Here is a 16,678-nt window from a genome sequence, read left to right on the forward strand (position 1 = left end):
TTATGCTTTAAACAATAGCAAAAAACTTTTTACATTTACAAAACTGTCTTCAAACAAACCCTGCAGATAAGGTACGGTATTGATAAGGGTTAAGGCCAATATCAAAAAGGTAACTGATATCTTTAGCGGAAACCCTATAATAAACACCCTTATCTGGGGTATTGCCCTGGATAGTATGGCTAAGGCCACCTCGGTTAAAAAAAGGGCAGCCATTATGGGTGCCGATATTTTAAAACCAATAATAAATATATCCCCAAAGGACCTTGCTAGTACCTGAAAAGCCTCAGCACTGAATATATAGCTGCCCAGGGATATTAAACGATAGCTGTCAGCAGCTGCCTGTATAAGCAGCCGGTGGCCTCCCATTACAAAAAACAGCGTAGTGGAAAGAACGGTATAGTACTGTGAGGTAATAGTTACCGTATCCTGGGTCACTGGATCCACTATATTGGAGAAACCAAAACCGCTGTTTAAATCTACAATTCTTCCTGCCAGCTGTACTGCAGCAAAGATAATAGTTACTATAAAGCTTATAACCAGGCCCAACAGGAATTCGGAGGCCAGGAACATAAAAATCTCCAAATAATTTAAGTCCATAAGATCTAATTCGATTCCCACTACAGGAAATATCAGCATACTAAAAGCCAGGGTAAACATAGCCTTCACACTAGGGGCGATATTATTATTCCTGAAAGGGGGGATGGTAAATATTATAGTGCCTAACCTGGTTACTACCATTATAAAAGGCAAAATATTGGCTGATACTAAATTTAAAAATTGAAAGCTGCCTGTCATTTCCTGCTCACTTAATAATCGATGGGATACTGCTAAAAAGTTCCATCGTAAAACCTATAATCTGGGATCCCATCCAGGAACCCAGGATTAATATAATTATGGCCGCAGCCACAATTTTAGGAATAAAGGTCAAGGTCATCTCCTGTATCTGGGTTGCTGCCTGGAAAATAGCAATAATAAGCCCTACCAGTAAACTGACTATAAGAATAGGCCCTGCTACCTTAGCTATGACCCAGAGCATCCTGGTAGAGATATATATTATAAATTCCTGGTTCAATTGCCCTCCTAACCAAATGTTTTTACCACTGAACTGGTAATAAGGTACCAGCCGTCCACCATCACAAACAGCAGCACCTTAAAAGGTAATGAAATCATGACCGGGGGAACCATCATCATTCCCATAGACATAAGTACTGAAGCCACTATAAAGTCGATCATAAGGAAAGGTATATATATGAGAAAACCAATTTGGAATGCAATCCTGAGCTCGCTAATAATAAAAGCAGGAATCAACACATTTAAAGGAACTTCATCCGGATTCTTTGGTTTCTCCTGTTTGGACAGGTTAACAAATAAACTAAGATCTTTTTCCCTGGTTTGCTTTAGCATAAACTGGCGCATGGGCTGCTCAGCTTTTTCAAAAGCTTCCTGCTGGGATATTTGCTGGTCTAGATACGGCTGTATTGCTTCTTGGTTGATCTGGGAAAAAGTAGGGGACATAATAAAAATAGTCAGAAACAAGGCAATTCCAATTATTACCTGATTGGGCGGCATCTGTTGAGTGCCCATAGCATTCCTGATGAAGGAAAAGATGATCACGATACGGGTAAAGGAAGTGGTCATTATCAGTATGGTAGGTATTAGGGCTAAAACAGTTAGCAGCACTAAAATCTGCAGCCAGTTCTGGCCGGCACCGGTAGCGGTCTGGTTTAAAATATCTAACATTTTTTACCCTTTATTTGGTTGAAATGATTTATAATAATGGATCTAAAGCTTTCTTGCTTACCGGTATCAGATGCCCGGGAATCCTGTTCTGAAATACAATTGCATGTTTCAGCATCAAGTTCAGCAATGAGATTGACTTGGTGTTCAGAAACACCTATCATCAGGTTCTTATCCCCTATTTTAACTACATGGAGCTTATGGCCAGCATCAAGGTCAACTGTTTCCAACACATGAATAATCCTGCTTTTTTTTGATAAAATAGCGCCGGTACTATTCTTTTTACGGTATATAACCCTTAAACCATAAACAGTGATATAGATTAAAGCCGAAATGATTATTAGGCTTACCAATACCTTTATGGCCAAATCTCCGCCGCTAACCGCTGCTGGTTCGGCGCTGGGGCCGATCCCGCTGCCACGGTTGGCCCAGCTGGAAAAAGCTATTACTGCTACCACCAATAATCCCAATCCTACCATTCCCATCTTAAGCCACTTGGAGTTATGCAATAAATTATTTTGCGGTATTTTTAACATCCCTACTGCCCTACTTTGTAATCAGCCATTATTTCCGTTATCCTCACCCCAAAATCTTCATCGATAACTACTACCTCTCCCCTGGCAATTAATTTTCCGTTTACCCTTATATCCATTGGATCGCCGGACAGCTTATCCAGCTCGATTATTGATCCCACCCCCAGTTCCATTAGTTCATTTATCTTTAGCACTGTCCTGCCCAGCTCTACCACTACCTTTAATGGAATATCATTTAAGAACTCTATGGAATTGCTTCCCTTTATTTTTTTGGCCTCCTGAAAATCTTGAAACTCTACCTTATTTACTTTTTCCTGGCCGGATTTAGTTCTTTTACCTGCCATTTATACCTCCGCTATATTGTTATCAATTACTTGTACCGCTATTTTGTTTAATACCTTTCCCGGTTGTACCCTAAAAATATTTCTTTCGGCTATGGCAGCCTCCATATCCTGGTCAAGGCTGCGGTTTAACATAATAATATCTCCTGCCTGAAGATTCTTGATATCATCAACTTTCACCCAGGCTTCACCTAGAACCACGCTCAATTCAAGCTTAACCCCATAGAGGCTATCCCTGGCCTTAGCAGGGTAATCCTTGGCCAGGTACTGGGTGCCGTCGGCAAATAAGCTTTTAGTATTTAGTTTATCCAGTATTGATTTGATAGAAACAAAAGGAAGGCATAATGTAAATTCCCCCTTTCTTTCCCCAGAGGACAAATCAAATTTAAACACCAGGCACATTTCATTAGGGGCTATGGGCCTTGCAAATTGGGGATTGGTTTCCATGCTGTGAATACGAAAATCAGGATTTTCAATATTTGACCATGATTCGGTTAAGGCCTGGATGAATTCTTCCAATATTCCCTCAATCAGGTTTATCTCAATATCGGTAAATTCACGATCCTGCTTGGAGGAGCCGCTCCCACCCAAAATTTTATCCAGTAATACGAATAATATATTGTTTTCAAATTGAACTATGGTCTCCCCTTCAAAAGCCTGGGACTTTAGCACCGTTAAAAAACAGCTTTCATCCAAGGTAGCCATATATTCATCAAAAGCTTTTTGTTCTACCTTTGCCAGGCTTATCTCGGTAACACTTCTGGTAGCAATAGATAGCCGGTTCTCATACAGCCGGGCAAAAGAATTATGTACCATCTCCAGGATCCTGATCTGGTCTTTATTGAATTTGGAGGGCCTTTTAAAATCAAAGGGTTTGACATTCAGGTGCGTACCTGACTGATCTTTTACCGGGACATGTTTTTTAATGGTAAAAACACGTGATTTAGAGGTTTGTTTGGCCATTAGACACATACCTTTCCGTTACTGTACTACTATAGTAGTAAAATAAACCTGTTCCACTTTTCCGCTGCTTAGTATTTGGTTAATACTGCTTTTTATCTTTTTTTTGACTTCTTCCTTCCCCTGTTGGTCTAGCAGGTCGGTAGATTCCTGGCTGCTAAAAATATCTATTACTATATCCCTGATCTGGGGGTTCCTGGTTTTTATTTCTTCTAAAGATGATTCTGCGGCCAATTCTAGGACCACCTCTGCTTTACCATATCTTGCCTGTCCCAGATCAGCCAGATTAACTATAATCTCCCCCACATCATAAGTAGGACCGAACACAACCTCCTCTGGTTCCTGGCCTGGAGAACAGGATAAGACTAGCAAAGGTATTAAAAATAATGTGGCCAGTAATAATATTTTGTCATATTTTTTTAGCATTAGATTGCTCCTTTGTATTACCGGGTTATAGTTCTTGCCTCATCTCTGCTGAGCACTAATATTTCTACCCTTCTGTTTTTAGCTCTTCCTTGTGCATTATCATTGGTGCCTATAGGTTTGGTATCTGCATATCCGGCTGCCACCACATCTCCGGGCAGCATCATCTGGTTATCAATCCAGTACTTTAAAACTGATACTGCCCTGGAGGTAGATAGTTCCCAGTTGGATGGATATTTGGCGGTATGGATAGGGACATTATCGGTATGGCCCTCCACCATAACCAGACCCCTATAAAACTTCAATGAATCAGCAATTATATTTAAAAGCGGTTTTACCTCATTGGTTAGCTGGGCACTGCCGGATTCAAACAAAACCCCCTCCGTCTCAATCCTGATAACCAACCTGCCCCCTTCAATCAATATATTTACATGTTCATCCAATCCTTCCCTGGTTATATTCTCTTTAAGCCCCCGGGCAATTCCTATTAATTCAGCATCACCTTCATTGGATAATCCCTTTCTTTGGTCTTCTTGTTCCTCCTCCCTCATCTCAATCTCCCAACCGTAACCAACTTTCTCAATATCCCTTATTATGGGAGGGGCAAACCTTTCAAAACTGACCACAGGACTGGTTTCTATCTGATTCATGGTAGCTTCCAGGGATTGTGGCTCATCAAAAATATAGTTATTATTATTAGTACCAAAAGCAATGCTAAATCCCATTGCAGTTTCCCTGAACTTCCTAAGGTCAATTACTGACATGGAATACAGTAATACAAAAAATACCAATAGCAGGGTAATCATATCCGAGTAAGTGGTCATCCATCGGTCCCGGTTTTCCTCGCTTCTATTATTTCTTTTGTTTAACTTCACTTTTTTTTGCCTTTTTCAAATTAAAGAAACTCTTTTCCTGTTTAGGTGCGGACTGGGCAAAAACCATAAGCTCTTCCTTGATAAGCCTGGGATTAGCCCCGCTTTGGATACCCAATATTCCCCTCAGCATTAATTGTTTTTCCCTTACTTCTGCTTCACTGTTAATTCTCAACTTTTTGGCCACAGGCACAAAGAAAAGGTTGGCAATTACAATGCCGTACAAGGTGGTAAGAAAAGCTGCAGCCACTGCGCTGCCCAGTTCATCGGGCGAATCCATTTTAGATAAGGCAATAATTAACCCCAAAACAGTACCGATAATACCAAAGGTAGGGGAATAGCCTCCGGCAGTAGCAAACCAGGATACGCCCTGGGCGTGTCTTGATTCCATTTCCTGAAGGTCGGTTTCCATTATTTCAATTATCTTATTGGAATCTACCCCGTCTACTGCCAGTTGAAGTCCTTTTTTAAAAAACCTGTCTTTTATCTCCCCTAATCTTTTTTCCACTGCCAGCAAGCCCTCTTTTCTGGCCAGCACAGCAAAATCAACAACAGTATTAATGGTTCCCCCGTAATCTATATGATGTGTTTTAAATGCTTTCCCTAAAGTGTTTTTAAATACTTTTATGGTTGCACTTAAATGAAAGCTCATGGTAGTGGCACCCAGGGTCCCTACAAATACGATAACTGCTGCTGCCAGCTGAAAGTAGGAAGAAATATTGCCGCCAGATAGAAATATTCCCACCAGTATAGCTATTAAGGAAACTAATAACCCAGATATAGTTGCAATATCCATAATTAATAACACCTTCTCAAGTATTAATCGGCACTTTTACCTTTATTTTGAAGACCATTTGTTTTTTTAATTTGTTTAACCTGAATTCTTTGCTTAAACTTAACTATTTCCCCTAATATCTGCGCAATTTTTTCCCTGACTATATATTTATTGCCGTTAGTCAGGGTGATAACCGTGTCCGGGATCTCTTCCACGCTTTCAATTAGGTCAGAATTAATCAATATTTTGGTATCATCCAGTCTATGTAGCTCTATCATGTCTTCCTTTCTTTCGGGGAGCACTATTACAGCTGCTCCCCGATTAATTTATTCCCTGCTCCATAAATTCAGGCTAACGGCCTACTTTTTCATTCTCACCAGTTCCTGAAGCATCTCGTCTGAAGCAGAAATTATTTTTGAATTAGCCTGGAAACCTCTCTGGGCTACGATCATGTCAGCAAATTCCTTGGCTAGGTCTACATTGGACATCTCTACCGTTCCCACAATTATCTGTCCCCTTCCCTCTGAATCCGACTGCCCAATAAGGGGCATGCCTGAATTATTGGATTCAGCATAAAAGCTGTTACCCACATTGAGGAGACCGCTGGGATTCTTAAAAGTAGCCAAAGCAAGCTGCCCCAGGCTCTTATTTTGGCCATTGGAAAATACACCCGTAATTTCTCCATTGCTCCCTATGGATATTGTCTGCAAAGTACCGGATACATTACCGTTTTGTCCAACAGCAGCAGCAGTGGCACTATCCGAGGAAAACTGGGTTAACCCATCTACATCACCGATAGTACCAAACTCCGGTACTATGTTTATGGTATCCGCACCGGCGGGAGTAAGTGAAATGGGAGGCGTATTATCATTGGTAATGGTTTTAATACTTCCATTTTCATTAAATTCAATAGTTCCATCCCCTACTACTCCTGTGGGCTCTACTGCGGACCAGCTCCACTGGTTCTGGCCTGTCTTTTCGAACTCTACTACCAGATCATGGAAGTTGCCCTGCGAGTCTATTACTTCAATGGGGGCAGTAAAGGTATCTCCAATCTCAGCAGTAGTAGGCAGGTTGCCGCTGAAACTAACCCTGGTAGTAGCTACCGGCTCTATAACCTGGTTTATAGGTATATTAATATTGGTTACCGCCACATTGGTATTTATGTTACCTTCACTATCCGCCATCCATCCCTGTACCACCGAACCATCAGCAGGATTTACAAGATTTCCTTCAGAATCAAAAGTGAAGTTGCCAGCCCTGGTATAGTATGTTCCAGTTCCCGATTTAACAATGAAAAAACCCTCCCCCTGAATAGCCATATCAGTTACCTTCCCGGTGGACTGCAGGTTACCCTGGGCAAAATTACAGTCGATACTGGACATCTTGGAGCCCAATCCTATCTGTACCGGGTTAGATCCCCCGGTATTCTCGGTAGCCCCTGAAGCACCTTTAACCGTCTGGCTGAGCATGTTCTGGAAACTGACAGAACTGCTTTTATAGCCGATGGTGTTTATATTGGCAATATTGTTGCCGATAACATCCATCATAGATTGATGTATCCTCAAACCTGAAACTCCTGAAAACATTGAACGCATCATAATAAATGACCTCCTATTAGTTTTTTCCGAGCCTTCCTCTAAACAGAGGTCCGGGCTCTTATAGAATTACTACTCCGTCTACATTGGTTATAATCCTGTCTTTTAAACTCTCTTTCTTTAAGGCTGTTATAACCGTTTTATTCCTTATGCTTACAATCAGGGCAGTGTCTTTAAGCATTACCAGGGATTCTTTTAAGCCTTTATCCGACGCTTTGCCTACCGCCTGCCTAAGACCCTGAAGCTCAGAATTAGACAACTGTATGCCTCTGGAATTTATCCTATCTAAAGCATGCTTGGAAAATTTGACCTCATGGTTTAATTTTGTTTCCAAGGTCTGGGCAAAGCCTTCTGGCCCCATGGCCTGTGAACGACTGGCCTGGGCAGCTTTTTCTACTATTTGTTTGTATCCTACTTGTTTAATGCTTTCCATAATTATTTAACCTGCCTGTTCTTCTTCCGCTAAATCCGGGGGTGCACTTATGCTTATTACCTGGCTTATGGAAACCAGCTCCCCTCCTACTGCCAGCCAAGGGGTTCCTCCAAATATTTCAATGCCTTCCACCGTCCCCATAAAAACCTCGAAATTATCATTTTCCCAGTATATCTCCTTACCTGCCAAGCCTTGGGCATATACTGAATCAAATCTGTTATTTAGATTCATTATCTGTTCCAGTATATTAAACTGGGCAGCTTGAGACAGAAACTCAGAATTGTCAGCAGGGGCCAGGGGGTCCTGGTATTTAAGCTGTGCCGTTATCAATTTAAGAAATTCACTCTTGCCCATTTGCCCCCAGTTGGACTCACTAACTGTGTGCTGGCTGTAATTGTTATCCGGATTAACCGATGTTATTTCCATATGACTCACCTCCATTTATATCAGCATGTTAATATAGCGCGATGACTGGCCCCAGCTGCTATAATCAATAGGATCCGCCACACTCAGCCCTGCAGCCTGGACCGCCTGGTTTAGATTGGTCTTCCCCATAGCAGGGTCAATATAGCTTTGATAGGCCTGGGATTGGCTAAAGCTGTTAAAGTGTTCTACATTTACCATAATTTGGCCCACCTCTATTCCCTTTCCTGTCAGATAGCCTTTCAGGCTATTTAGGCTATGATTGAGAATATCGCCTGTATCCTGGAACTGGGGTTTAATTATTATGTCTATTTTCTGCTGGTTGAGGGTCAGTTTTATACTGATCTTACCCAGAGATTCAGGTTTCAACTCTAATTTTAGCTGTTTGCTGTCATTTCCCTGGGACAACTGAACCTCTTTATGGATTAAGGGGGCCAATTCCTCCAACGTTATAGGTTGATTAACTATTTCCATGTTTGGGCTTCCTGCTTCATTGGTTAATTCCACCGGTTCTTTTACAATTTTGGTCTTGAACCTGTAGTCCTCTATATCCAGCTTTTGTTCAGCACTGACCTGGACTCCTTTGGATCCTGGTGCCAGTTTCGGCCCTGCTGCCCTGGTTTCATTTTGGCCTGCTTTAAGCACATGGTTAAAATATTGGGGCTGCGGCTCCTTGCTCTCTGCCCCTTGCTTGACAGGGATATCCTGTAATCTAGATCCTTTAGATGGAAAAGAAGCACGCATTATTTTAGCCCCTGGTTTTATATAATGACTTTTAGCCTGTTCTGCCGTAATCTCTACTTTCTGGCTGTTATCTACCTTAGGGCCCCAGCCGGGCATTGACCTTGCCGGCTTAAACTGGCCCTTATCATCACCCTCCGGACATTTAGCCAGTACTTCTGTCTTAATTTGGCGGTTTGGCCCCTGCCATCTATTTTGAACTGCTTTTGGATATTGATGGGTGCTACCCTCTGATTTTTTATTACCTTGGGTTTTAGCCTGGATTTCAGGTAGCCCTGCAGCCGGTTTTAGCCCTGCCGTTTGATAGGTGATGCTGCCTTTATTCCCGGCTTCAGCCATAGTATCTTTAATGCAGCCCGAATTCCAAAATACTTGCTTAACCTCTTGCTTATTTTCCCCTGGAAAAAATGTATCTGCAGAGGAAAAAAGCATGCTGACAAACAGCCTGGGTTCCTGTTTATGCTTAGCCTTTGGTCCTGTAAGGGCTTTAGTTTTCTGCGCAGGTACCAATACCTGATTTAATTTCATCTTTTCACCTCCTCTCTGCCTGGCTTTATTTTCATAAGTTGATGCCTCCTTTCTTTAGGATTACAAAAGGTTTGGATTATAAACTGATAATACTTTATAGACATAATTCCGGGTCTCCTCTATAGGCGGGACATCCCCATATTCCCTAACCCGGGCAGACCCAGCATTATAGGCTGCCAATGCTAATTTAACATTGCCGTTAAAACTTTCTAAAAGGTTTTTTATCAAGGTAATACCACCTTTTAGGTTCTGGTAAATATCATAGGGCTCAGTTACACCCAGGCTGGCTGCGGTAGAGGGCATTAACTGCATCAGCCCCATGGCTCCGGCACTGGAAGTTGCCTGGGGATTGAAATTGGATTCAACACTGATTATGGATTTAGCTAAAGCCGGATCCAATCCTATTTCAGCACATAAGGTTTCGCACTGGGCATTGATATTGTTTATAATTTCCGATTCCCCCAACTTTTCCATTATATTGGCCCCCATTTGATATGCTGACTCCAAAGCATTCCGGGTCAAGGTGCAGGCTGATGGGGTAACCCCTTGATTACTGTTGTTAATTTTTTCCCATAAGATAGACTTGAATTTCAGTTCCTCCTTTTCTTCTCCCCAGCTGCTTATCCTTCTTTGTATTGAATTTATTCTGGCCTCTATTAGCCTTACCGCTTCAATTTGCATTAAAGATTCCATTTGTAACCTCTGCTTCCTGTACAAATTTCAGCAACGCTGTTTCATCCAGGTTTTTCTGAAGCTTGCTGTTTAATTTTTTGACATATTCATACTTTTGCCTGGCCTTTAACTTCTCCAGCACCTTCTTTTCTTTGGCTGCCTCTTTTATCTGAGACCGTTTCTGGGCTATAACCTGCTCTATAGCCGCTATCTTCTTATCCTGGTCATCAATTTTTTGCATCATATGCCTGATATAATGCTGGTAATTTAACGATGTTTGGCTAAGCCATTCTGCCAGGTTTTCCCTTATAAAGCCCTTAGCCTGTTTTAAACTGAACTCCATCAGGTACTGCAGCTTTTGTTCCCGGTCCAATGCCTCCTGCAATTTGGCTAAATCCTGGCGCAGCAGGTTCTGCTTGAACTTTTTAATATTCAATACGCTTTCCAGTTCAAAATTAAATTTTTTAGGCATATCTACTCATCCTGGCCTAACAGGGTTTTTAATCTTTTCAATGTTGAATTAAGAGTTTCTTTCTCTTCATTGGACTGCTTTAAGAAATCATTGATGGCTTCTAGGTGCTGCAAAGCATAATCCAGTCTAGAATTACTCCCCTTAACATATGCTCCCACTTCCACCAGGTCCCTGGACTGATGGTAAGTGGCCAAAATTTCTTTTACCTTGGCTACCAGCTGATAATGGTCCTTACCTATAATGTCTGGCATAACTCTGGATACACTGGCCAAAACATCAATGGCAGGGTAATGATTAGCATTTGCCAAGTCCCGGGATAACACTATATGGCCGTCCAGGATAGAACGCACTGCATCTGATACCGGTTCATCCATATCATCTCCCTCTACCAGCACAGTATACAAGCCGGTAATGGAGCCATTCTTTGCCATCCCGGCCCGCTCCAGCAGTTTAGGGAGTTCCGAAAACACGGAAGGGGTATAGCCTTTGGTGGTAGGGGGTTCCCCCACTGATAAACCAATCTCCCTTTTTGCCATACAAAACCTGGTGATTGAATCCAGCATTAAATTTACATCAGCACCATTGCTTCTGAAATATTCTGCAATAGTAGTAGCTACATAAGCACCTTTAACCCTAAGCAATGCAGGTTCGTCTGAAGTTACTACCACCACTACACTTTTCTTCAGTCCGTCTTCCCCCAAATCTTTTTCTATGAATTCCCTTACTTCCCTTCCCCTCTCCCCTATTAAGGCAATTACATTTACATCGGCTAAAGTATTGCGGGCAATTAAACCCATCAATGTGGATTTTCCCACACCGCTCCCTGAAAATATTCCCATCCTTTGGCCCTTGCCAATGGTAATAAGACCATCAATAGCCCTTATTCCCATGCTCAAAGGCTCTGTGATCCTTTTCCTTTCCATCACTGAAGGAGGGTTATTGTATATGGGAAGCTTGGTTTCCGCTATTATTTGGGCAAAGCCGTCAATAGGATTTCCCAAACCGTTTAATACCCTGCCCAACAGGCCCTTTCCCACTTTTATCCTCAAATTTTTGCCTGTGTGTACTACTGGGCAACCGGGGTATATCTTTCCCATATCCCCAATAGGCATAAGCAGTACTTTATTATTTTTAAAACCTACCACTTCCGCTAAAACACCTTCCTCTGTACGGCTGCATTTTATGTGGCAAATATCTCCGATCCCCACTTCAGGGCCAGTGGACTCTACTACCAAGCCAATCACTTGGGTAACCCTGCCGTTTAAGGGTATGGGATTGATTCTTTTGATCAGGTCCATATATTTATCAATATTTACCTTCAAAGTATGGGACTTCATCAATGGCCTTTGCCTTCCTTATACAATTCCTCCTGTATGAGCCGGTCCATTATTTTTAACTGGCTGGAAGGCTGGGCGTCTATATCACCGTTTTGGGTGGAGATGATACATCCCCCTTTTTCCACCCTTTGATCATCAATAAGCTTTAGGGCAGGAAACTTATCCGTAATATCTTTTATCTCCTGTTTATGGGTAACCAGGTAGTGATAATCCTTAGGGTTAAGCCTTATAATCAGGTTATCCAGCCCTCCCACCTGTTTTAAGGCAAAATTGAGGCAGCTTATTACAACAGCATCCTGCTCATTTATTTTTTGCCTTATGACTTTTTCCGCAATATATTGGGCCAGTTTTATTATTTCCGGCTCTGCTTGCCTTAATATCTCCTGCTTATACTCTGCCAATTTTCCCCTTATTATTTCCAGCTGCCGGAAAGATTGCTTAAATTGGTCAAGGCCCTGCCTGTAACCCTGCTCGAATCCTTGGTCCATACCTTCCTGCCGTGCTTTTTCCTTGATTAGCCGGATATCCTGTTTATAATGTTCGCGCAATTCCTGTTCCTGGTTTTTTTCGTTCTTTTCTTTAACCTGGTCCTGCTGGCATGATTCTTTTTCAACCCTTAAGGGCTTTATCTTTATTTCTATGACCCCGCTATCCATAACCACTGATTTGTTTTTTAAAATACTCAAACATCGATCTCCTGCTTAAAAGCTTAAACCACTATTTCTTCATCGCCTCTAGCCAGAATTATTTCTCCCGCATCCTCTAAATCTTTTATCTTCTTTACGATATCCTGCTGGGCCAGTTCCACTTCAGTAATCCTTATGGGACCCATGGCTTCCATATCTTCCTGGATAATTAAGGCTGCCCTCTCACTCATGTTCTTAAATATCTTTTCTTTGACTTCCCGGCTGCTGCCTTTAAGTGCTTTGGCTAATATATTGGTATCAATTTCCTTTAGCAGCCTCTGCACCGCCCGGTCATCTATCTTTAGGATATCTTCAAATACAAAAAGCAGGTTCCTAACTTCTTCGGCCAGCTTCTTATCTTTTTTCTCCAAAGTAGAAAGTATTGATTTTTCAGTGCCCCGGTCTACCTGGTTTAGTATGCCCACAATAGTCTCTACTCCCCCTACCACCCTTACATTCTGGTTGGTAAAATTTTTGATCTTCTTGGATAAAAGCTCTTCCATCTTTTTTATAACTTCTGGCGAAGTCCTGTCTGTCTGGGCTATCCTGACCCCCACTTCGGCCTGGAGTTCAGGTTTTAGGGAGCATAGTATCTTGGAAGCCATATCGTAGGGCAGGTAAGTCAATATCAATGCTATGGTCTGGGGATGCTCGCTTTTTATCATATTTAACAACTGTTCAGGATCTACATCTTTTAAAAACCTAAAGGGTCCTGTGCTTAGGTTTTTTATAAGGCGGTCAGACATTTTATGGGCCCGCTCCTTGCCGAAAGCTTTTTCTAAAATATCCTGGGCATAGCTTAACCCTCCATTATCAAAACTGTCCCTAGCTACAAAATCTTCATAAAATTCCTTTAGGATAGATTCCTTTTGTTCGGTAGGAATATCATTATAATTGGCTATTTCAAAAGCAATATCCTCCACCTCCCCTTCTGAAAGGTGGCTCATTACCTTGGATGCTGCTTCCTTCCCAATAGTTATTAGGAATATAGCTGCTTTTTTTATCCCTTTTTTTGGTTCCTGTGCCATTTTTACCCTATGTTTTTCCCTACGGCTTTCAGCTTTTTTCCAACAGCCAGTTCTTTATTACTTTAGCTGCAGTTTCCGGATTCTCATCACTTTCCATGGAAATTACTTCCTTGAGCTCTGGGTAGATATTATCATCCATCTTGGACATAATTTTTTCCCTGATCTCCATTATCTTTTTTCTCTTTTCTTCTCTGCTCAATAACTTACTTTGATCTCCAAATAGTGCCTGGAGCTGTTTCTTATCCTCTTTTTCCTCTTCCTCCGGGCCAGACTCAATCTGCTCAGGTTCCTTTGACTCCAATAACTTTTTCCATTCCTCCTGGCGGGTGGAAACCAAGGACTTGTTTCTCTTAAATTTCAGCCATCCAGTAGACCTTAGGGTCAAGAATATTATCAACAATAACAATAATACTGCAGGCCAGGCCCTGGATAAGATATCCCATATCCTGCTTCCACCGGTTTCCGGAGCTATAGCCGTCTCCAAATTCGGCTCCAGGCCTGCAAATTCCATGCTCCTTATAGACAGGGTGTCTCCCCTGGAGGCATCAATACCGGCAGCCGCCACTATCACTGCTTCAATATCTTCTATCTGCTCTGTAGTTAGCCCTGAATTCAAAAATACGCCCACGCTTAGCCTGCTTATATCTCCAGTCCCATATGTAGTGGTTTCAATACGCCTGGAAACCCCGTATTTTGTCTGCTGTTCGCTCCTCTGGTATATATTGGTTTCATCTTCTTCACCTTCTATTACTTCCCCGTATACCGGTATATCCTCTTCTTCATCTTCCAGCAATGGAACATTGGAATCAGTCCCCGCTTCACCTTCTGCCAGCTGCCCATATTGGTCTTGATCATAGCTTTCCGTGACCACATTTTGATCCAATATAACTCCCTGACCATTTTCTCCAGGAAGATAAGTTTCACTTTCGGATTGCCTCACATCGGTATCTAGTTCAGCCTTTACCCTTACAATGGAATTCCCGGCCCCCAGCAGCTTGATTAGCATGTTATTTATCTTATTTTCCAGGCCGGTCTCAATTTCAGAAATATATTTTTGCTGCTCTGATAAATTATGGCTGTCCTGGCCTCCGGCAGTAAGTAAGTTGCCATTGGTATCCATAATCGATATATCTTTTATGTTCAAGCTCTTTACTGCATTGGCAACCAGGTTTTTGATAGCTATAACACTTTCATCAGGCAGTAATTTATTAGATCTTAGTTTTACTACAATGGAAGCACTGGAATCAGTAAACTGATCAGTAAATAATTCCTCTTCAGACAGGACCAGGTGGACCCGGGAAGATTCTATTTCTTCAATCTGGGAAATAGTGCGGGCCAGCTCGCCCTCCAAAGCCCTCTGGTAGTTGACTTTCTGGGTAAAATCGGTCAGACCAAAAAACTGCTGGTCAAAGAGCTCAAAGCCGGTTACCGAGTTATAGGGCAAGCCTTCTGAGGCCAAGGCCAGCCTGGCATCTGCCAGCTCATTTTTATTAATCCTTATCACCGACCCATCATCGGAAACCTGATAAGAAAAATTAGACTGATCCAGGATTTCTACTACTGAAGCTGCTTCCTGGTTGGTCAAGCCGTTATAGAGAACGGCATATTCAGGCTTATTGGACCATCTTATTAGCATGATTAAACCGGCTACCACAATTACCACTACCAACCCCAGAGTTACTTTCTGGAACAGTGACAAAGAGTTGACAAGCCTTAAAAAATCACTATTTTTTTTCCCCTTGCTTGAATCAAAATCTGCGGCCATATAATTCTCCTATCCTAGATGGGCATCCTGGTTATATCCTGGTATGCTTCCAGGGCCTTATTTCTAATCTGCAGGGTAAGCTGCATGGAGATCTCAGCTTTTAAGGTAGAAATCATAACCTCGGAGAGATCCTTGCCATCTCCTGAAACCGCCTGCTGGATATTAGAGTCGGCTTCCTGCTGCAATTTTTGGACTGAATCCAAGCCCTTTTTAATGCTGTCTGTAAAAGAAGTATTTTTCTGTTCAGCAGCCGCCGCCTTTTCCGGATTGCTTATGCTGCCTATGCCATTAAGGGAACCGATACCATTTATTCCTGCAATAGTCATGCTGCCTCCCTTTATAGATTACCCATGCTGATGGCTTTTTTAATCATAGTTTTTGTAGACTCAATAGCAGTAACATTAGCTTCATAAGCCCTGCTGGCTGAAATCATGTCTACCATTTCGTTTAAAACATTGACATTGGACAGTTCCACCATACCGTTCTGGTCAGCCAAGGGGTTAGCAGGATCATATTTTAGCTGAGGCGGGCTATTGTCTTCCAATATGGCCAATACTTCTACCCCTTTTTGCCCCAGGGTATTTTTAAAAGAGGCAGAAAAGCTGTCCTCCGCCCTGGTCCCAAGAACTACCGATCTTCTCTTGTAGGGGACTCCATCTGCTGCATTTACAGTATTGGCATTAGCAATATTATTGGATATTACGTCCATACGCAGCCTTTCTGCACTCAAACCGGTGGCACTGATTTCCAGATTAGTAAACAAAGTATCCATAATTACCTCCTGCCTTCATTGACTACGTTTTTAATCATCCTCATTTTTTTGGATAATAGTGAAATATAGTATTCATACTCCAGATCATTTTTGGCCAGCAGAGACATTTCCCTTTCAATATCCACATTATTCCCATCCTCCCGCATAGAAGTATGGTTTTCCCTGAGTATTTGAGGCTGGGCTGCTTCAATTTTCTGGTAAAGCTTATTGGCCCCAATATTGCTGGAGCTATTTACTGCTGCAGAAAGGGAGGATTTAAAATCTACATCTATCCTCTTATATCCTGGAGTATTCACATTGGAAATATTATTTACAATCGCTTCATGCCTTATGCCAGCTCCTGAAACCGCTTTTTGCAGCAAGGCGGTTATAGGGTCATTAAACATAAAGTCTCCTTCCAATAAAAAAGGACTCATGCGGTTAAGCACTTGTCCTTCCATGAACAAATTATTGAAATCCTTTTATATGCTTTAATTGTCTTTCTTATTTATAGTTTTCGGTACATTTGAAAAAATTCTTTAATTATTTAATATTTCAAAATATATATTCATACATTTTATAATTGTTTATCTCGTTAAACAT

22 protein-coding genes and 1 pseudogene are annotated in these 16,678 nt (G+C 41.8%); all 23 read right to left on the bottom strand.

What is annotated here, in order from left to right:
• Positions 1-795 carry a flagellar biosynthetic protein FliR gene (gene fliR, locus PHN32_06125; GenBank protein ID MDD3777166.1) on the bottom strand — a complete coding sequence of 265 codons (795 nt, stop codon included), beginning with the start codon at positions 793-795 and terminating at the stop codon, positions 1-3.
• A gap of 7 nt (positions 796-802) precedes the next feature.
• Positions 803-1,072 (bottom strand): flagellar biosynthesis protein FliQ, encoded by a 270-nt coding sequence (gene fliQ, locus PHN32_06130; protein ID MDD3777167.1) that lies wholly within the window; start codon positions 1,070-1,072, stop codon positions 803-805.
• A gap of 8 nt (positions 1,073-1,080) precedes the next feature.
• Positions 1,081-1,740: a flagellar type III secretion system pore protein FliP gene (gene fliP, locus PHN32_06135; protein MDD3777168.1), complete on the bottom strand. Its 660-nt coding sequence runs from the start codon at positions 1,738-1,740 to the stop codon at positions 1,081-1,083.
• Complete coding sequence (locus PHN32_06140) at positions 1,734-2,273, bottom strand: flagellar biosynthetic protein FliO (GenBank protein MDD3777169.1); 540 nt, start codon at positions 2,271-2,273, stop codon at positions 1,734-1,736. Before PHN32_06140 ends, fliP begins: the two co-directional genes overlap by 7 nt.
• 2 nt (positions 2,274-2,275) lie before the next feature.
• Positions 2,276-2,569 (bottom strand): annotated as a pseudogene (gene fliN, locus PHN32_06145) (flagellar motor switch protein FliN).
• 45 nt (positions 2,570-2,614) lie between these two features.
• On the bottom strand, positions 2,615-3,574 hold the full coding sequence (fliM, locus tag PHN32_06150; protein MDD3777170.1) for a flagellar motor switch protein FliM: 960 nt from the start codon (positions 3,572-3,574) through the stop codon (positions 2,615-2,617).
• 18 nt (positions 3,575-3,592) lie between these two features.
• Positions 3,593-3,997, bottom strand: a complete 405-nt coding sequence (locus PHN32_06155; GenBank protein ID MDD3777171.1) for a flagellar basal body-associated FliL family protein — start codon at positions 3,995-3,997, stop codon at positions 3,593-3,595.
• Positions 3,998-4,014: 17 nt separating this feature from the next.
• Entirely contained in the window at positions 4,015-4,869 is an 855-nt protein-coding gene (locus tag PHN32_06160; protein MDD3777172.1) for a flagellar motor protein MotB, read from the bottom strand.
• On the bottom strand, positions 4,847-5,662 hold the full coding sequence (locus PHN32_06165) for a motility protein A (protein ID MDD3777173.1): 816 nt from the start codon (positions 5,660-5,662) through the stop codon (positions 4,847-4,849). Before PHN32_06165 ends, PHN32_06160 begins: the two co-directional genes overlap by 23 nt.
• A 23-nt stretch (positions 5,663-5,685) precedes the next feature.
• The gene (locus tag PHN32_06170) at positions 5,686-5,919 is read right to left on the bottom strand and encodes a flagellar FlbD family protein (protein ID MDD3777174.1); all 234 of its coding nucleotides are present in this window, start codon (positions 5,917-5,919) and stop codon (positions 5,686-5,688) included.
• An 81-nt stretch (positions 5,920-6,000) separates the two neighbouring features.
• Positions 6,001-7,242, bottom strand: a complete 1,242-nt coding sequence (locus tag PHN32_06175) for a flagellar hook protein FlgE (GenBank protein ID MDD3777175.1) — start codon at positions 7,240-7,242, stop codon at positions 6,001-6,003.
• A gap of 58 nt (positions 7,243-7,300) precedes the next feature.
• Positions 7,301-7,672: a flagellar protein gene (locus PHN32_06180; GenBank protein MDD3777176.1), complete on the bottom strand. Its 372-nt coding sequence runs from the start codon at positions 7,670-7,672 to the stop codon at positions 7,301-7,303.
• A gap of 6 nt (positions 7,673-7,678) precedes the next feature.
• Positions 7,679-8,098: a flagellar hook capping FlgD N-terminal domain-containing protein gene (locus PHN32_06185; GenBank protein MDD3777177.1), complete on the bottom strand. Its 420-nt coding sequence runs from the start codon at positions 8,096-8,098 to the stop codon at positions 7,679-7,681.
• Between the two features lie 15 nt (positions 8,099-8,113).
• Positions 8,114-9,364, bottom strand: a complete 1,251-nt coding sequence (locus PHN32_06190; GenBank protein ID MDD3777178.1) for a flagellar hook-length control protein FliK — start codon at positions 9,362-9,364, stop codon at positions 8,114-8,116.
• Between the two features lie 60 nt (positions 9,365-9,424).
• Positions 9,425-10,057 carry a lytic transglycosylase domain-containing protein gene (locus tag PHN32_06195; protein MDD3777179.1) on the bottom strand — a complete coding sequence of 211 codons (633 nt, stop codon included), beginning with the start codon at positions 10,055-10,057 and terminating at the stop codon, positions 9,425-9,427.
• Positions 10,035-10,508: a flagellar export protein FliJ gene (gene fliJ, locus PHN32_06200; GenBank protein MDD3777180.1), complete on the bottom strand. Its 474-nt coding sequence runs from the start codon at positions 10,506-10,508 to the stop codon at positions 10,035-10,037. The genes PHN32_06195 and fliJ overlap by 23 nt, the downstream gene beginning before the upstream one ends.
• A gap of 2 nt (positions 10,509-10,510) precedes the next feature.
• Complete coding sequence (gene fliI, locus PHN32_06205) at positions 10,511-11,845, bottom strand: flagellar protein export ATPase FliI (GenBank protein MDD3777181.1); 1,335 nt, start codon at positions 11,843-11,845, stop codon at positions 10,511-10,513.
• A complete protein-coding gene (locus PHN32_06210; protein MDD3777182.1) occupies positions 11,845-12,531 on the bottom strand; it encodes a FliH/SctL family protein in 687 nt (228 codons plus the stop codon). The genes fliI and PHN32_06210 overlap by 1 nt, the downstream gene beginning before the upstream one ends.
• Before the next feature lie 23 nt (positions 12,532-12,554).
• Positions 12,555-13,559: a flagellar motor switch protein FliG gene (gene fliG / locus PHN32_06215; protein MDD3777183.1), complete on the bottom strand. Its 1,005-nt coding sequence runs from the start codon at positions 13,557-13,559 to the stop codon at positions 12,555-12,557.
• Between the two features lie 28 nt (positions 13,560-13,587).
• The gene (fliF, locus tag PHN32_06220; protein ID MDD3777184.1) at positions 13,588-15,324 is read right to left on the bottom strand and encodes a flagellar basal-body MS-ring/collar protein FliF; all 1,737 of its coding nucleotides are present in this window, start codon (positions 15,322-15,324) and stop codon (positions 13,588-13,590) included.
• A gap of 14 nt (positions 15,325-15,338) precedes the next feature.
• Complete coding sequence (gene fliE, locus PHN32_06225) at positions 15,339-15,650, bottom strand: flagellar hook-basal body complex protein FliE (protein ID MDD3777185.1); 312 nt, start codon at positions 15,648-15,650, stop codon at positions 15,339-15,341.
• Between the two features lie 11 nt (positions 15,651-15,661).
• Positions 15,662-16,096: a flagellar basal body rod protein FlgC gene (flgC, locus tag PHN32_06230; GenBank protein ID MDD3777186.1), complete on the bottom strand. Its 435-nt coding sequence runs from the start codon at positions 16,094-16,096 to the stop codon at positions 15,662-15,664.
• A gap of 2 nt (positions 16,097-16,098) precedes the next feature.
• Entirely contained in the window at positions 16,099-16,524 is a 426-nt protein-coding gene (gene flgB, locus PHN32_06235; protein MDD3777187.1) for a flagellar basal body rod protein FlgB, read from the bottom strand.
• Positions 16,525-16,678: the final 154 nt, after the last annotated feature.

The organism is Actinomycetota bacterium, from assembly GCA_028698215.1.
GTDB lineage: Bacteria > Actinomycetota > Humimicrobiia > Humimicrobiales > Humimicrobiaceae > Halolacustris.

Excerpts from the sequence above, each read along its gene's own strand:
- fliR (MDD3777166.1), bottom strand. The coding sequence starts at position 795 with ATGACAGGCAGCTTTCAATTTTTAAATTTAGTATCAGCCAATATTTTG.
- fliP (MDD3777168.1), bottom strand. The coding sequence starts at position 1,740 with ATGTTAGATATTTTAAACCAGACCGCTACCGGTGCCGGCCAGAACTGG.
- PHN32_06140 (MDD3777169.1), bottom strand. The coding sequence starts at position 2,273 with ATGTTAAAAATACCGCAAAATAATTTATTGCATAACTCCAAGTGGCTT.
- fliM (MDD3777170.1), bottom strand. The coding sequence starts at position 3,574 with ATGGCCAAACAAACCTCTAAATCACGTGTTTTTACCATTAAAAAACAT.
- PHN32_06155 (MDD3777171.1), bottom strand. The coding sequence starts at position 3,997 with ATGCTAAAAAAATATGACAAAATATTATTACTGGCCACATTATTTTTA.
- PHN32_06165 (MDD3777173.1), bottom strand. The coding sequence starts at position 5,662 with ATGGATATTGCAACTATATCTGGGTTATTAGTTTCCTTAATAGCTATA.
- PHN32_06170 (MDD3777174.1), bottom strand. The coding sequence starts at position 5,919 with ATGATAGAGCTACATAGACTGGATGATACCAAAATATTGATTAATTCT.
- PHN32_06175 (MDD3777175.1), bottom strand. The coding sequence starts at position 7,242 with ATGATGCGTTCAATGTTTTCAGGAGTTTCAGGTTTGAGGATACATCAA.
- PHN32_06180 (MDD3777176.1), bottom strand. The coding sequence starts at position 7,672 with ATGGAAAGCATTAAACAAGTAGGATACAAACAAATAGTAGAAAAAGCT.
- PHN32_06185 (MDD3777177.1), bottom strand. The coding sequence starts at position 8,098 with ATGGAAATAACATCGGTTAATCCGGATAACAATTACAGCCAGCACACA.
- PHN32_06190 (MDD3777178.1), bottom strand. The coding sequence starts at position 9,364 with ATGAAATTAAATCAGGTATTGGTACCTGCGCAGAAAACTAAAGCCCTT.
- PHN32_06195 (MDD3777179.1), bottom strand. The coding sequence starts at position 10,057 with ATGGAATCTTTAATGCAAATTGAAGCGGTAAGGCTAATAGAGGCCAGA.
- fliJ (MDD3777180.1), bottom strand. The coding sequence starts at position 10,508 with ATGCCTAAAAAATTTAATTTTGAACTGGAAAGCGTATTGAATATTAAA.
- fliI (MDD3777181.1), bottom strand. The coding sequence starts at position 11,845 with ATGAAGTCCCATACTTTGAAGGTAAATATTGATAAATATATGGACCTG.
- fliG (MDD3777183.1), bottom strand. The coding sequence starts at position 13,559 with ATGGCACAGGAACCAAAAAAAGGGATAAAAAAAGCAGCTATATTCCTA.
- fliF (MDD3777184.1), bottom strand. The coding sequence starts at position 15,324 with ATGGCCGCAGATTTTGATTCAAGCAAGGGGAAAAAAAATAGTGATTTT.
- fliE (MDD3777185.1), bottom strand. The coding sequence starts at position 15,650 with ATGACTATTGCAGGAATAAATGGTATCGGTTCCCTTAATGGCATAGGC.
- flgC (MDD3777186.1), bottom strand. The coding sequence starts at position 16,096 with ATGGATACTTTGTTTACTAATCTGGAAATCAGTGCCACCGGTTTGAGT.